Annotated in this window: 17 protein-coding genes; 10 read left to right on the top strand and 7 right to left on the bottom strand. The window is 63.2% G+C overall.

Features of this window, described 5'->3' with window-relative positions:
- Positions 1-79 precede the first annotated feature (79 nt).
- Together SC1_RS12285 and SC1_RS12280 are read right to left on the bottom strand one after the other, a co-directional pair.
- Entirely contained in the window at positions 80-625 is a 546-nt protein-coding gene (locus SC1_RS12285; protein ID WP_062181999.1) for a (2Fe-2S)-binding protein, read from the bottom strand.
- A gap of 27 nt (positions 626-652) precedes the next feature.
- Positions 653-1,417, bottom strand: a complete 765-nt coding sequence (locus SC1_RS12280; RefSeq protein ID WP_062181995.1) for a class II aldolase/adducin family protein — start codon at positions 1,415-1,417, stop codon at positions 653-655.
- Between the two features lie 280 nt (positions 1,418-1,697).
- Between SC1_RS12280 and rpsU the strand changes: the two genes are divergently transcribed.
- Together rpsU and SC1_RS12270 are read left to right on the top strand one after the other, a co-directional pair.
- Entirely contained in the window at positions 1,698-1,904 is a 207-nt protein-coding gene (gene rpsU / locus SC1_RS12275) for a 30S ribosomal protein S21 (protein WP_037510267.1), read from the top strand.
- A 363-nt stretch (positions 1,905-2,267) separates the two neighbouring features.
- Positions 2,268-2,810 carry an FKBP-type peptidyl-prolyl cis-trans isomerase gene (locus SC1_RS12270; protein WP_062181992.1) on the top strand — a complete coding sequence of 181 codons (543 nt, stop codon included), beginning with the start codon at positions 2,268-2,270 and terminating at the stop codon, positions 2,808-2,810.
- A 36-nt stretch (positions 2,811-2,846) separates the two neighbouring features.
- Here the strand turns inward: SC1_RS12270 and SC1_RS12265 are convergent, their stop codons facing one another.
- Genes SC1_RS12265 through pyrE form a run of 5 tightly spaced genes read right to left on the bottom strand, consistent with a single transcriptional unit; the run spans position 2,847 to position 6,579 of the window.
- Positions 2,847-3,971: an AI-2E family transporter gene (locus SC1_RS12265; RefSeq protein WP_062181989.1), complete on the bottom strand. Its 1,125-nt coding sequence runs from the start codon at positions 3,969-3,971 to the stop codon at positions 2,847-2,849.
- A 17-nt stretch (positions 3,972-3,988) separates the two neighbouring features.
- Complete coding sequence (gene lepB, locus SC1_RS12260) at positions 3,989-4,825, bottom strand: signal peptidase I (protein WP_062181986.1); 837 nt, start codon at positions 4,823-4,825, stop codon at positions 3,989-3,991.
- 7 nt (positions 4,826-4,832) lie between these two features.
- Positions 4,833-5,234: a holo-ACP synthase gene (gene acpS, locus SC1_RS12255; protein ID WP_062181982.1), complete on the bottom strand. Its 402-nt coding sequence runs from the start codon at positions 5,232-5,234 to the stop codon at positions 4,833-4,835.
- Positions 5,231-5,968 (bottom strand): pyridoxine 5'-phosphate synthase, encoded by a 738-nt coding sequence (locus tag SC1_RS12250; protein WP_062181980.1) that lies wholly within the window; start codon positions 5,966-5,968, stop codon positions 5,231-5,233. Before SC1_RS12250 ends, acpS begins: the two co-directional genes overlap by 4 nt.
- 23 nt (positions 5,969-5,991) lie before the next feature.
- Positions 5,992-6,579, bottom strand: a complete 588-nt coding sequence (gene pyrE / locus SC1_RS12245; protein WP_062181977.1) for an orotate phosphoribosyltransferase — start codon at positions 6,577-6,579, stop codon at positions 5,992-5,994.
- A gap of 233 nt (positions 6,580-6,812) precedes the next feature.
- On the opposite strand from pyrE, the gene coxB reads away from it, so the two are divergent.
- From coxB to SC1_RS12210, 8 genes are all read left to right on the top strand, one after another.
- Entirely contained in the window at positions 6,813-7,913 is a 1,101-nt protein-coding gene (coxB, locus tag SC1_RS12240; RefSeq protein ID WP_062181974.1) for a cytochrome c oxidase subunit II, read from the top strand.
- 15 nt (positions 7,914-7,928) lie between these two features.
- Positions 7,929-9,599: a cytochrome c oxidase subunit I gene (gene ctaD / locus SC1_RS12235; RefSeq protein WP_062181971.1), complete on the top strand. Its 1,671-nt coding sequence runs from the start codon at positions 7,929-7,931 to the stop codon at positions 9,597-9,599.
- 72 nt (positions 9,600-9,671) lie between these two features.
- Positions 9,672-10,583: a heme o synthase gene (locus tag SC1_RS12230; RefSeq protein ID WP_062181968.1), complete on the top strand. Its 912-nt coding sequence runs from the start codon at positions 9,672-9,674 to the stop codon at positions 10,581-10,583.
- Entirely contained in the window at positions 10,580-10,729 is a 150-nt protein-coding gene (locus SC1_RS22260; protein WP_193749165.1) for a hypothetical protein, read from the top strand. The genes SC1_RS12230 and SC1_RS22260 overlap by 4 nt, the downstream gene beginning before the upstream one ends.
- An 8-nt stretch (positions 10,730-10,737) precedes the next feature.
- Positions 10,738-11,286 (top strand): cytochrome c oxidase assembly protein, encoded by a 549-nt coding sequence (locus tag SC1_RS12225; protein ID WP_238586670.1) that lies wholly within the window; start codon positions 10,738-10,740, stop codon positions 11,284-11,286.
- An 80-nt stretch (positions 11,287-11,366) separates the two neighbouring features.
- Entirely contained in the window at positions 11,367-12,242 is an 876-nt protein-coding gene (locus SC1_RS12220; protein ID WP_062181962.1) for a cytochrome c oxidase subunit 3, read from the top strand.
- On the top strand, positions 12,202-12,636 hold the full coding sequence (locus SC1_RS12215; protein WP_062181960.1) for a DUF983 domain-containing protein: 435 nt from the start codon (positions 12,202-12,204) through the stop codon (positions 12,634-12,636). Before SC1_RS12220 ends, SC1_RS12215 begins: the two co-directional genes overlap by 41 nt.
- Positions 12,629-13,273 (top strand): SURF1 family protein, encoded by a 645-nt coding sequence (locus SC1_RS12210; protein WP_062181957.1) that lies wholly within the window; start codon positions 12,629-12,631, stop codon positions 13,271-13,273. Before SC1_RS12215 ends, SC1_RS12210 begins: the two co-directional genes overlap by 8 nt.
- Positions 13,274-13,278: the final 5 nt, after the last annotated feature.

Raw genomic sequence — 13,278 nt, 5'->3', positions numbered from 1 at the left:
AATCGATTCTTACCAGTGGCAAGATGATCGATGGCTGACCGCGCTGTTGCCTGCGGTTCAGCTAGATGAACGGCCCCGTTCAGCTTCCCGGCGGCAGACGTAGCGCCGGGACGGCCTGTGCCGCGTCCTCGGGACGGATACCGGGCGGCGGCGCGGCCGCGATGCGTTCCTCGCCGCGGATCACGCGCCCGGCGAGGCGGATCGCGGTCCGGATGCGGGGGTAGGTGCCGCAGCGGCAGATATTGGTCATCGCCGCGTCGATTTCGGCATCGCTTGGGTTGCTGTTCGATCGGAGGAGCGCGGCGGCGGCCATGATCATCCCCGACTGGCAGAAACCGCATTGCGGTACCTGCTCGGCGACCCACGCCTGCTGAACCGCATGGCTGCGGTCACGCGCCAGGCCCTCGATCGTCGTAACGAAGCGGCCCTCGCATTCGGCGATCGTGACCATGCAACTGCGAATCGCCTCGCCATCGATATCGACGGTGCACGCGCCGCACTCGCCGGTGCCGCAGCCATATTTGGTGCCCGTCAGGTTCGACGCGTCGCGAAGCGCCCACAGCAGGGGCGTTTCGGGTTCCATGCGATATTCGACCGGGCGGTCGTTGACCGAGAATCGCGTCATGCGGTTCCTGTTAGCGCAACGGCCGGATTAGTCACGCCAGCTCGTGTCGATCTTGTCGACCTTGCGCACCATCGCGTCGAATTCGGCCTTGCCCGCCTGGCCGGGGATCGAAGCCATGAAAAGGTCGCGCTGATGAACGGCGATCACTTCCTGCGGGACGGTGATCGGCTTGCCCATGCTCATCGTCGCCATCTGGATTTCGCATGCGCGCTGAAGCGCCCAATATTTGATGAAGGCTTCGGTCAGCGTCTTGCCCATCACGACGGGGCCGTGGTTCTTGAGCATCAGGATACGCTTGTCGCCGAGGTTCTGGACGAGGCGTTCGCCTTCCTCCTCGCGCACCGTCACACCTTCGAAATCATGATAGGCGAGCTGGCCGGCGAAGTTGCAGGCATAGAAGTTCACCGGCTGCAGGCCGCCCTCGAGCGCGCAGACCGCGACCGTCGCGGTGGTATGCGTGTGGATGATCGCATGCGCGTCAGGGAGGACGCGGTGGAACAGGCTGTGCTGGACGAAACCCGCCTTGTTGACGTGCCAGGGATTGTCTTCGTCGACCTTGTTGCCGTCGATGTCGATCTTGATGAGGGTAGAGGCGGTCACCTCGCTGAAATGCATGCCATAGGGGTTGATGAGGTAGCTGCCTTCCTCGTCGGGGACCTTCACCGTGATGTGGTTGAAGATCATCTCGTCCCAGCCCATCATTGCGAAGATGCGGTAGCATGCGGCGAGCTCCTGCCGCGCTGTCCATTCGGCTTCACTATATTTGCTGTTGCGCTTGAGCTGGGTCGCCATGGCCTGTCCCTCATTATGATGTTAGTTTCGTCCTGCTACCTATGCCATAAGGATAGGGCGCGGCACAATCCCGGCAGAGGGCAGGGCGGTCTCGCGGCGTGGCGGGCGCGGTTCGCCGCGTTGGGGCTTGCATTTCGGCGCGAATCTCTCTAGTTGGCGCTTCATCGGAACGTCGCGTGATCGCGGCGCTCTTTTTATTGCCCGAATATCGGCGATTTACGGCAAACCGGGTTGCCCGGTGGCCCCAAATCGTTTTGACGAACAGGAGACGACACGGCGTATGCAGATCATCGTTCGCGACAATAATGTCGACCAGGCCCTTCGCGCGCTCAAGAAGAAGCTGCAGCGTGAGGGCGTGTATCGCGAAATGAAGCTGCGCCGTCACTACGAGAAGCCCAGCGAAAAGCGTGCGCGCGAGCATGCTGCCGCTGTCCGCCGCGCCCGCAAGATGGAGCGCAAGCGGATGGAGCGTGACGGTATCAAGTAAGACCGTCTCCCGTTCGGGATCCTGATCGAGAAAAGGGCGCCGCGGCAACGCGGCGCCCTTTTTCGTCTGTGTGGAACGGGGCGGGCGCTTTCGACCGGAAACTGCCCTGCGTTTCATCGTCACCCCGGACTTGATCCGGGGTCCCGCTTGAAGTCGAATCCGGTGAGTGCCTTCAAAAAGCGGGATCCCGGGTCAAGCCCGGGATGACGGAAGTTGGGGACGGGATGTCCGCTCCCCAACCCAAAGCGGACTCGGCAGATAAGCGTCGGCGTGCATATTGCCTCTGGACCGCTCCGCGCCGCTCCGCCTATAGGCCTCGCCAGCATTTTCGCCCCGGCCGGGGCAGCGGAAGGATTAGCCAAGATGAGCGTAACGACGGTTCCATTGCGTCCGGTGAGCAAGGGCGGGCTGTGGCTGATGTGGTTCGGCCTTGCCGCATTGCTGGTCGCCGGGGCGGCCTTTGCCTGGCATATGACCCCGCGCATCGGGTTCGAGGTCGTCAAGGAAGGCACCGGGCCGAGCCCGACCAAGGCCGATGTCGTGCTCGTGAAATATGAGGGCAAGCTGGACGACGGCACTGTCTTCGACGCCAATGAACAGGCGCCGATGCAGGTCGCGCAGGTCGTTCCGGGCTTTTCGGAAGCGCTGACCCGCATGAAGAAGGGCGGCGAGTACAAGATCACCATTCCCGCGCAGCTCGGCTATGGCGACCGCGCCGTCGGGCCGATCCCCGCCGGCAGCACGCTCCACTTCGCCGTCACGCTGCTCGACTTCCGCTCGGAAGCCGAAGTTCGCGCGATGCAGCAGCAGATGCAGCAACAACAACAGATGATGCAGCAGCAACAGATGCAGGGTGGCGCTCCCGGCGGCCCGGCCGGTCCTCCGCCCGGTGCGCCGCAGCCGTAAGGCCGGCAAGCCGACGAGACAGAAGCGGCGGCGGGCTTAGGTGCCCGCCGCCGTTTTCGTATTGGCGGCGCCGGCGTTGCGCTCGGCCTCGCGTTCCAGCGCGACCTTGATCATCGCGACGATCGGGTCGGCGAGGAACAGGCCCATCAGGCCCAGGAGCGCGCCGAAGAGGATTTGCGCGCCGAGGACAAGGGCGGGGGCGAGGTCGACGGTCTTTTTGGCGACCATCGGAACGATCAGATAGCCGTCGACCGTCTGCACGATGAAATAGATGGCGATCGCCCAGAGCCCGGTATCTGTCCCCGCCGAAAAGCCGACGAGGACGAGCAGTACGCCCGACACGATCGCGCCAATGTTGGGAATGAAGGCGAGCAGGCCGGTGAGCAGGCCCATCAGCGCCGCCATCGGAATGCCGACGGCAAGGCAGGCGAGCCAGGTGCCAATCCCTTCGACGAGCATGCCGAGCAAACGTCCCGCCATCAGGCGGCGCAGCGTGAAGCCCATGCGCGCGGTCGTGATGTAGAAATTTTCGCGGCTCTTCATCGGCAGCATCCATGCGACGCCGCGTTCATACAGGCGCGGCTCGATCGCGATGAAGATACCGAGGACGAGAATCATGACGAGGCTGGTGAGGCCGCCGAGCACTGTGCCGACGGCAGCGGTGACGCGGCCCACGGTACCAGCGATATTATCGGTGATCGTCTTGGTATCGAGCTGGAAATTGCCCATGCCATGATCGCTCGCCCACTCGGCGATGCGTTCGATCTGCGCCATCACGACGGTCTGCAAGGTCGCGGCCTGGTCGGCGATCTGCGAACCCGCGAACATGATGGTCCAAATCAGAAAGGCGAGGAGCGACAGGCAGACGATCAAAAGCCGCCAGCCGCGCGCGATCGGAAGCACGCGGCCGAGCAGGCGCGTTCCGCCATCGAGCATCGACGCCATGACAATCCCTGCGAAGATCAGCAGGATCGGCTGGATCAGGACAATGCATACGCCGATGAGCAGCGCGAGGCCGATCCAGACACCGGCCTTCAGCAGTTCGGTGCGGACAAGCTGGCTGCGAATCTCGGTCGGCCCGGGGGCTTCCTTGTGCGCCTCGGCCTTGGCGGCGGCGGAGGCAGCGGTTCGCGTTGCTGCCGGTTTTCGTGTCGCCGCCATATTTGTTTCCTGTTCTACTAGTTGCCCTGACGCTGCGGTCGCAGGTCGGTTCCCGCGCGCCCGGACCGCAGAGCGTTAAACCAGCTCAATGGGTTATACCACTCGGCAGTTCCATCAGTCGAAAAGCTGATGATCTCTGCTCGCCCTGCAATCGCGTCGAATGGAACGGGGCCGCCGAGGCCTTTCTGGCTGGTGTCGACGCGGCTGTCGGCGCTGCCGTCGCGATTGTCGCCCATCAGGAAGACATGATCGGCGGGTACGGTGACAGGGCCGTAATCGTCCGTCGTGTAGCCCGGGCCCATATCGATCGTGTCGAAGGTCGCGCCGCCAGGCAGCGTTTCGCGAACGATCGGCAGTTCGAGCACTTCCTTGCCCTTTGCATCGCGGTTCACGAAACGGAACAGGCTGCTGTCAGGGCCGGGCAGGTTGGGATCGACGGGGATCGACAGCATCGGCTGGACTTCGCGCTTCACCGGCTTGCCGTTGATGCTGAGTTCGCCATTGGTGAGCTGGATCGTGTCGCCGGGCAGGCCGATCACGCGCTTGATATAGTCGATGCGCGTCACCGGATGCTCGAGCACGACGATATCGCCGCGTTCGGGAAGCTTGCCGAACAGCCGGCCTGCGACCTTGGGTGCGAGGTGGAAGCTCACTGACGAATAGGACCAGCCATAAGGATATTTGCTGACGATCAGCCGATCGCCGTTGCGCAGCACCGGCATCATCGAATCGGACGGGATATAGAATGGCTTGGCGACGCAGCTATGGATACCGAGCACAAGCAGCAGGATGACCACGATATCGCGGATCAGCTTACCCCAGCCTTCGTCACCCTTCGTCCTGTCCTTCGGCATGTTTTTGTCAGTCCTTGATTGCTTCGATGATGACGAAAGCCTGCGCCCAGGGGTGGTCGTCGGTCAGCGTCAGATGGATATGCGCGGTATGGCCGGGCGGGATCATCTGCGCGAGCCGTTCGGCCGCCCCTCCGGTGAGGGCGAGCGTCGGGGCGCCCGAGGGCGCGTTGACGACGCCGATGTCTTTCATGAAGACGCCGCGCTTGAAACCGGTGCCGACGGCTTTGGAGAAGGCCTCCTTGGCGGCGAAGCGTTTCGCGTAGGTGCCGGCGCGGGTGAACGGCCGCCGTGCCGCCTTGGCCTTTTCGACATCGGTAAAGACGCGATTTTCGAAGCGCTCGCCGAAGCGGTCGAGCGATGCCTGGATGCGCTCTATGTTACAAAGGTCGGAGCCGAGCCCGATGATCACAGCGCGCCTCGCGCCTCGTCCATCAGCGCGCGCATCCGGCGCACCGCCGGGTCGAGCCCGGTGAAAATCGCCTCGCCGATCAGGTAATGGCCGATGTTCAGTTCGGCGAGTTGCGGAATCGCTGCCACCGGAACGACATTGTCATAGGTGAGGCCGTGACCGGCGTGGGGTTCGATCCCGTTCTTCCACGCGAGCGCCGCTGCGTCGGCGAGGCGGCGGAGTTCCGCGGCGCGTTCCTCACCCTCGACATGCGCATAACGCCCGGTGTGGAATTCGACGACGGGCGCGCGAAGGCGCATTGCCGCCTCGATCTGCCGCGCGTCGGGTTCGATGAACAGGCTGACGCGGATACCAGCATCGTTCAGCCGCGCGACGATGGGCGCGAGGTGATTATGCTGTCCCGCGGCATCGAGGCCGCCTTCAGTCGTGCGCTCTTCGCGCTTTTCGGGAACGATGCACGCGGCGTGCGGTTTGTGCCGCAGCGCGATCTCAAGCATCTCGTCGGTCGCCGCCATTTCCAGATTGAGCGGCAGGTCGGTCGCGGCCTGGATGCGCGCCAGGTCGTCGTCGCGGATATGACGCCGGTCTTCACGCAGATGTGCGGTGATGCCGTCGCCGCCGACCGCGGCGACGATTTCGGCCGCGCGCACCGGGTCGGGATGCTCGCCTCCACGAGCGTTGCGGATCGTCGCGACATGGTCGATGTTGACGCCGAGCCGCAGGCGCGAAGCCAAGGGGAGGGAAGACGTCGGACCGGTCAAGCCGCTTTGCTCCGGCTGCCGGGCTTCACTGCTTCGGTCGCGGCGAGTTCGGGCGGCAGTTCATTATCGGCATAGGTCGGGAAGTTGATCGCCACGAGCGGATAGAAGGGCACGCCGAGTTCGACATTGCCCGCCGAGCGGTCGACGAGCGCGGCCTCCGCGATTACATCGCCGCCCGCGGCGCGCACCGCATCCATCGCTTCGCGCGATGACAAGCCGGTGGTCACGACATCCTCGACCATCAGCACTTTCGCGCCGGGCTCGATCGTAAAGCCGCGGCGCAGTTCGAAGGTGCCGGTCGGGCGCTCGACGAAAATTGCCGGCTTGCCGAGCGCGCGGCCCATTTCATGGCCGATGATGACGCCGCCCATGGCCGGCGACACAACGATGTCGATCGCCTGTTTCAGGTCGCGCGGCAGTTTGGCAGCGAGCGCCACGGCGAGCCGGCCGGCGCGCTCTGTGTCCATCAGCACCCGCGCGCACTGCAGATAATATTCGCTGTGACGGCCTGAGGAGAGCAGGAAATGGCCCTGCAGCAGGGCGTCGGCAGCGCGGAACTCGGCCAGGATTTCGTCATCGGTCATGGGAGATTTATTCTTTTGTCCTGTGCTTCGCCCATGATGGGCGAGCGGGTTTGAGCGGCGAAGATTATCCAGCCGCAAAATAGTGTTAGAGATGCTTGAGGCAAGCGGCAAGCGGGTCTATAGCGCCCGCGAGATTCAGCCTGTCCGATGGCTGCGTGGACCTGTGTCCAGCAGTGGGGAAAGGCCGGCTGGGGCATCAATAAGAACAACAGGCAACGGGCGGCACTATCCTTATGAAGAGCTTGAAAACCCTTGTAATTGCGGCGGCTTTGTCGCTCGGCGCGGTGGGCGCCGGTCATGCGCAGGCACCTGCTGCGGCTCCGGCCGAAGCACCCGCCGCGACGGCTCCGGCGAATCCGGCTCCGGCCACCGCCGATGCGGCTGCTCCGGCAGCGACGCCGGTCGCGACGACCGCCGCGGCACCGGCTGGCGATGCGACTTATGTCCCGATGAAGCCGACCCCCGGGGTTGGTCAACCGGTCGACGCGGGCATCGATTTCCAGCCGCAGGTCAGCCCGGTCGGCGAACAGGCTTACTGGTTCAACCATGTCATCCTGCTGCCCGTCATCACGGTGATCACGCTGATCGTCCTCGGGCTTCTGCTCTGGGTGATGTTCCGCTTTCGCGCCAAGGCGAACCCGGTGCCGTCGAAGACGACGCACAACACCTTCATCGAAATCATCTGGACCGCAATTCCGGTGCTGATCCTCGCGGTGATCGCGGTGCCGTCGATCCGGCTGCTGGCCCAGCAATATGAGCCGCCGAAGAAGGACGCGCTGACGATCAAGGTCACGGGTTACCAATGGTATTGGGGCTATGCCTATCCCGACCAGGGTATTGGCGAATATGTCTCGAAGATCCTGCCCGAGAAGGATGCCGTCGCGCGCGGCGAGCCCTATCACCTCGCCGTCGACAACCGTATGGTCGTCCCCGTCGGTCGTCAGGTGAAGCTGATCATCACGGGCGCCGATGTGATCCACAGCTTCGCGGTCCCGGCCTTCTGGACCAAGATGGATGCGGTCCCCGGCCGCGCCAACGAAACGACGTTCACCGCGAACAAGGTCGGCGTTTACTACGGTCAGTGTTCGGAACTGTGCGGCGTCGATCATGGCTATATGCCGATCGCTGTCGAGGTGCTTCCGGTCGACAAGTGGGAAGCCTGGGTCCGCTCGAAGGGCGGCAATCCCAAGGGCCCTGAAGCCGCCGCGCCTGCCGCTGCTGCTCCGGCACCCGCCGCCGCTCCGGCTGCTGCGCCTGCCGCGGCCCCTGCTGCCGCCACGACCGAAGCTGCACCGGCAGCGGCGCCCGCCGCCGCGCCGGCCGCAAAGAATTAACAAGGGGTCCGACAGATGACCGATATCGCAGCGACTGCACCCGCGCACGGCCACGACCATGCGCATGACGACCACGATCACGACACGCCCAGCTTTTTTGTCCGCTGGTTCATGTCGACGAACCACAAGGACATCGGCACGCTCTATCTGATCTTCGCGATTATCGCGGGAATCGTGGGCGGCGCGCTTTCGGGCATGATGCGCCTCGAACTCGCGCATCCCGGTATCCAGTATCTCGGTACCTGGGCACAGGCGCTCGGCGGCGCGCAGGACCTGACGGCCGCGAAGCATTTCTGGAACGTGATGATCACCGCGCACGGCCTGATCATGGTGTTCTTCATGGTCATGCCCGCCATGATCGGCGGCTTCGGCAACTGGTTCGTTCCGCTGATGATCGGCGCGCCTGACATGGCGTTCCCGCGCATGAACAACGTCAGCTTCTGGCTCACCGCCGTTGCTTTCGTGATGCTCGTTGGATCGATGTTCGTTCCGGGCGGTAGCGGCAATGGCGCCGGCACCGGTTGGACGGTCTATGCGCCGCTGTCGACCAGCGGTTCGGTTGGACCGGCCGTCGATATGGCGATCTTCTCGCTCCACCTTGCGGGCGCGGCATCGATCCTCGGTGCGATCAACTTCATCACCACCATCTTCAACATGCGCGCGCCGGGCATGACCCTGCACAAGATGCCGCTGTTCGTGTGGTCGGTGCTCGTTACCGCCTTCCTGCTGCTGCTCGCGCTGCCGGTTCTTGCCGCGGCGATCACGATGCTGCTGACCGATCGCAACTTCGGCACCACCTTCTATGATGCGGCAGGCGGCGGCGACCCCGTCCTCTATCAGCATCTCTTCTGGTTCTTTGGTCACCCCGAAGTGTACATCATGATTCTGCCGGGCTTCGGCATCGTCAGCCAGATCATCTCGACCTTCAGCAAGAAGCCGGTGTTCGGTTACCTGGGCATGGCTTACGCGATGGTCGCGATCGGCGTCGTCGGCTTCATCGTGTGGGCGCACCACATGTTCACGGTCGGCATGAGCGTGAACCTCAAGATGTACTTCACCGCTGCGACGATGGTCATCGCGGTCCCGACGGGCATCAAGATCTTCAGCTGGATCGCCACCATGTGGGGCGGCTCGATGACGTTCAAGACGCCGATGATGTGGTCGCTCGGCTTCATCTTCATGTTCACCGTTGGCGGCGTGACCGGCGTCGTGCTCGCCAATGGCGGCGTCGACACCAACCTGCACGACACTTATTATGTCGTCGCGCACTTCCACTATGTGCTGTCGCTGGGCGCGGTCTTCTCGCTCTTCGCCGGCTTCTATTACTGGTTCCCGAAGATGTCGGGCCGGATGTACAGCGAAGCGCTTGGCCAGCTGCACTTCTGGGTCTTCTTCATCGGCGTGAACGTCATGTTCTTCCCCCAGCACTTCCTGGGTCAGCAGGGCATGCCGCGCCGTTACCCCGACTATGCGGAAGCCTATGCGCATTGGCACCTGATCTCGTCGTACGGCTATGTGATCATGGGCGTCGGCATGCTCTTCTTCTTCGCGAACATTCTTTACTCGCTGTTCGCCGGCAAGAAGGCCGCCGACAATCCGTGGGGCGAAGGCGCAACGACGCTCGAATGGACGTTGTCGAGCCCGCCGCCGTTCCACCAGTTCAACGAACTGCCCCGGATCGCGTAACGTTATCGCCTGATCGGTTTCGCCCCCTGCTGACATTCGGCAGGGGGCGTAGCCTTTCCGGCTGGAGTAAATATGGCGCAGAGCCTGACCCATGGCGAAACGGCGCTTCCCGCCGATTGGCGCGACCTGTTCGCGCTGACGAAGCCGCGCGTGATGTCGCTGGTCGTGTTCACCGCGCTGTGCGGTCTGCTCGCGGCGCCGGTCGACGTGCCGCCGGTGCTCGCTTTCTCTTCCATCCTCGCGATTGCGTTGGGGGCAGGGGCTTCGGGCGCGCTCAATCAATGGTATGAAGCCGGGCTCGACGCCAAGATGAAGCGGACGGCGGGACGGCCGCTTCCGGCCGGGCGCCTCGATCCGCAGACCGCGTTGCAGTTCGGGGTGGGGCTTGCCGCCTTCTCCTTGTTCCTGATGCTGTTCGCGTCGAACTGGCAGGCGACTTTGCTGCTCGCCGTCTCGATCCTGTTCTACGTCTTCGTCTATACGATGTGGCTGAAGCCGCGGACGCCCCAGAATATCGTCATTGGCGGTGCTGCGGGCGCCTTTCCGCCGCTGATCGGCTGGGTCGCCGCGACGGGTTCGGTCGCGCCGCTGCCGGTGCTGCTGTTCCTGCTGATTTTCCTGTGGACGCCGCCGCATTTCTGGGCGCTCGCGCTGTTCGTCCGTTCGGACTATGCCGCCGCGGGCATCCCGATGATGCCCGTCGTTGCTGGCGAGAAATCGACGCGGCGCCAGATTCTGTTTTATGCCATCATCATGGCGGTTGGCGCCATTGCGCCCTGGCCGCTCGGTTACACCGGCGCGCTCTACGGCTGGACGGCGGCAGTGCTGTCGGCGATCTTTGTGCTGTTTTCGGTTCAGGTCGGCACGCGCTCGACGGGTGAGGGCGATACGATGCGTCCCGAAAAACGCCTGTTCGCTTATTCAATCGCCTATCTTTTCATTCTGTTCGGCGCGGTTGTCGCCGACCATTGGTGGCCGCTATGACCGACGAACCGACGCAGGAACCCTTTGACGAGGCCGAATATCGCCGTCGTCAGCGCAGCCGCGCGAACCTGATGGCCTGGATGCTCGGTGGTCTCGCGGTCCTGTTCTTCTTCATCACCATCGCCAAGATGCAGATTTTCTCATGATCCGGCGCATGTCCCCGAACGCGAAGACCGCGAGCCTCGCCGCCTTGATGGCGCTCGCGATGACCGCTCTCGGGTTCGCGGCCGTGCCGCTCTATGATCTTTTCTGCCGCGTCACCGGTTTTGGCGGAACGACCCAGCGTTACGATCCGGTCGCGGCGGCAGCCGAGCCGGAGATTCTGTCGAACACGATCTCGGTTCGTTTCGACGCCAATGTTTCGCCGAATCTGCCTTGGAAATTCTATCCCGAGCATCCGACCGATACGGTGAGCATCGGCGCACGCGACATGGCGATCTTCATCGCCGAGAATAATTCGACCCATCCCGTCGTGGGGACCGCCAGCTTCAACGTCACGCCGGATCAGGCGGGCAAATATTTCACCAAGATCCAATGTTTCTGCTTCACCCAACAACGGTTGGAGCCGGGGCAGCAGATGCGCATGCCGGTGTTGTTCTTCGTCGATCCGAAGATCATGGACGACCCCGATGCGCGCGACGTGCAGGAAATCACCTTGAGCTACACCTTCCACCCTGTAGACGAGGGTAAAAAGGCGAGCTAAGGCCGCGAACAAGAGTCTAACAAGACCGGCAGATGATGGGGAATCATCATGCTGGGGCTGCTAAAAACGGGAAACACGCCATGTCCGGTGCGAAACATCATGACTACCACCTCGTAAACCCCAGCGTCTGGCCGCTCATCGGCTCGGTCGCTGCGCTCGTGATGTTCTTCGGTCTGGTGATGGCGATGCACGCCGACCATTTCGGCGGCATCGGCAAGTGGGTCCTCGGCCTCGGTTTCATGGGCGTGATCGCCACCTTCTTTAGCTGGTGGTCGGACGTCATCAACGAAGCGCATGCCGGCGACCATACTCCGGTCGTCCAATTGCACCTGCGTTACGGCATGATCCTGTTCATCGCGTCGGAAGTCATGTTCTTCGTCGGCTGGTTCTGGGCTTGGTTCGACTTCTCGCTCTTCCCGGTTCCGATCGAATATGCCGAAGGCGCGGTAACCTCGCTGTTCGGCCAGGATGGCGCCGCGGCGATCACCATGTGGCCGCCGAAGGGCATCGAAGTCATCGATCCCTTTTCGCTGCCGCTTCTCAACACGCTGATCCTGCTCTGCTCGGGCACGACGATCACCTGGGCGCACCATGCGCTTATCCACGGCGATCGCGAAGGTCTGAAAAAGGGCCTGTGGCTGACGATCATCCTTGGTGCGGTCTTCTCGACCATCCAGGCCTATGAATATATGCACGCGCCGTGGGGCTTCGGTCAGAGCAACTATAGCTCGGCTTTCTACATGGCGACCGGCTTTCACGGTTTCCACGTCCTCGTGGGCACGATCTTCCTGATCGTTTGCCTTGTCCGTACCTACAAGGGTCACTTCACCCCGACGCAGCATTTCGGTTTCGAAGCGGCGGCCTGGTACTGGCACTTCGTCGACGTCGTGTGGCTGTTCCTCTTCATCATCGTCTATGTCTGGGGCGGCTGGGGCGCGCCGATCGCCGCGCACTAAATTGCCGGCTGGCGACAACATTCAAAAGGGGCAGCCGCCGGTCTGGCGCGCTGCCCTTTTTGGTCTCTGCCCCGATTGCGGCGCGAAGACGCTGTTCGACGGGCCGGTGAGGTTTCGCGCGAAATGCGCGAGCTGCGGGCTCGACTATGGCCGCTATAATGTCGGCGATGGTCCTGCGGCCTTCCTGACCTTGATCATCGGCGCGCTGCTGATCGCGATTGCGTTGACGCTCGATGCCATGGTGCGGCCGCCCTTATGGGTGCATGTCATCCTATGGGTGCCGGTCACGGCCGCGGCAGTCGTTTATGGCCTGCGCGTCGGCAAGGGCGCATTGCTGGCGAGCGAGCACCAGCGTCAGGCAGCCGAAGGCCGCAAGGTGGACAAGAATGACTGAACCTGTCGAACAGCCAACGCAGCGCTGGCCTGTGATTCCCACGATCCTCGTGCTCGTCGCGGTCGCGGTAATGATCGCGCTCGGCGTATGGCAACTTCAGCGTAAGAGCGAGAAGGAAGCGCTGATCGCGCTTTACCAGCGCAACACGGCGATGTCGTCGATGGTCGCCTATCCGGAGTTGCCGCCTGTTCCCGACGAGTTGCTGTATCGCAAGAGCAGCGTCGTATGCCTCGAACCGGTGCGTTGGGATCCGCGCAGCGGTACCGACCGCAGGGGCAAGTCGGGCATCCGAATGATCGCCGACTGCCGGACCGGCGCCGAAGGGCCGGGCGTGCTTGTCGACGTCGGCATCGGCGATGATTTTGCGCCACCCAAATGGACCGGTGGAACGGTGCAGGGAACGATCGTTCCGGGCCCCGAGCAGCCGACGGTGATGGAGCGCGCGATGGGCAAGGCCACGCCCGCGCGAGCGATGCTGATCGCGGATGCGCCCGTGGCCGGATTGCGTGCCAGCGCAGTGCCGTCGGCCGACGACACGCCGAACAATCATCTTGCCTATGCAGGGCAATGGTTCCTGTTTGCGGCCGCGGCGCTCATCATCTATATATTGGCCGTTCGTCGCCGCTTGCGGCCTTGAGCCTC

Origin of the sequence: Sphingopyxis sp. C-1, assembly GCF_001047015.1 — a bacterium.
GTDB lineage: Bacteria > Pseudomonadota > Alphaproteobacteria > Sphingomonadales > Sphingomonadaceae > Sphingopyxis.
This window is presented reverse-complemented; position numbering and strand designations above follow the sequence as displayed.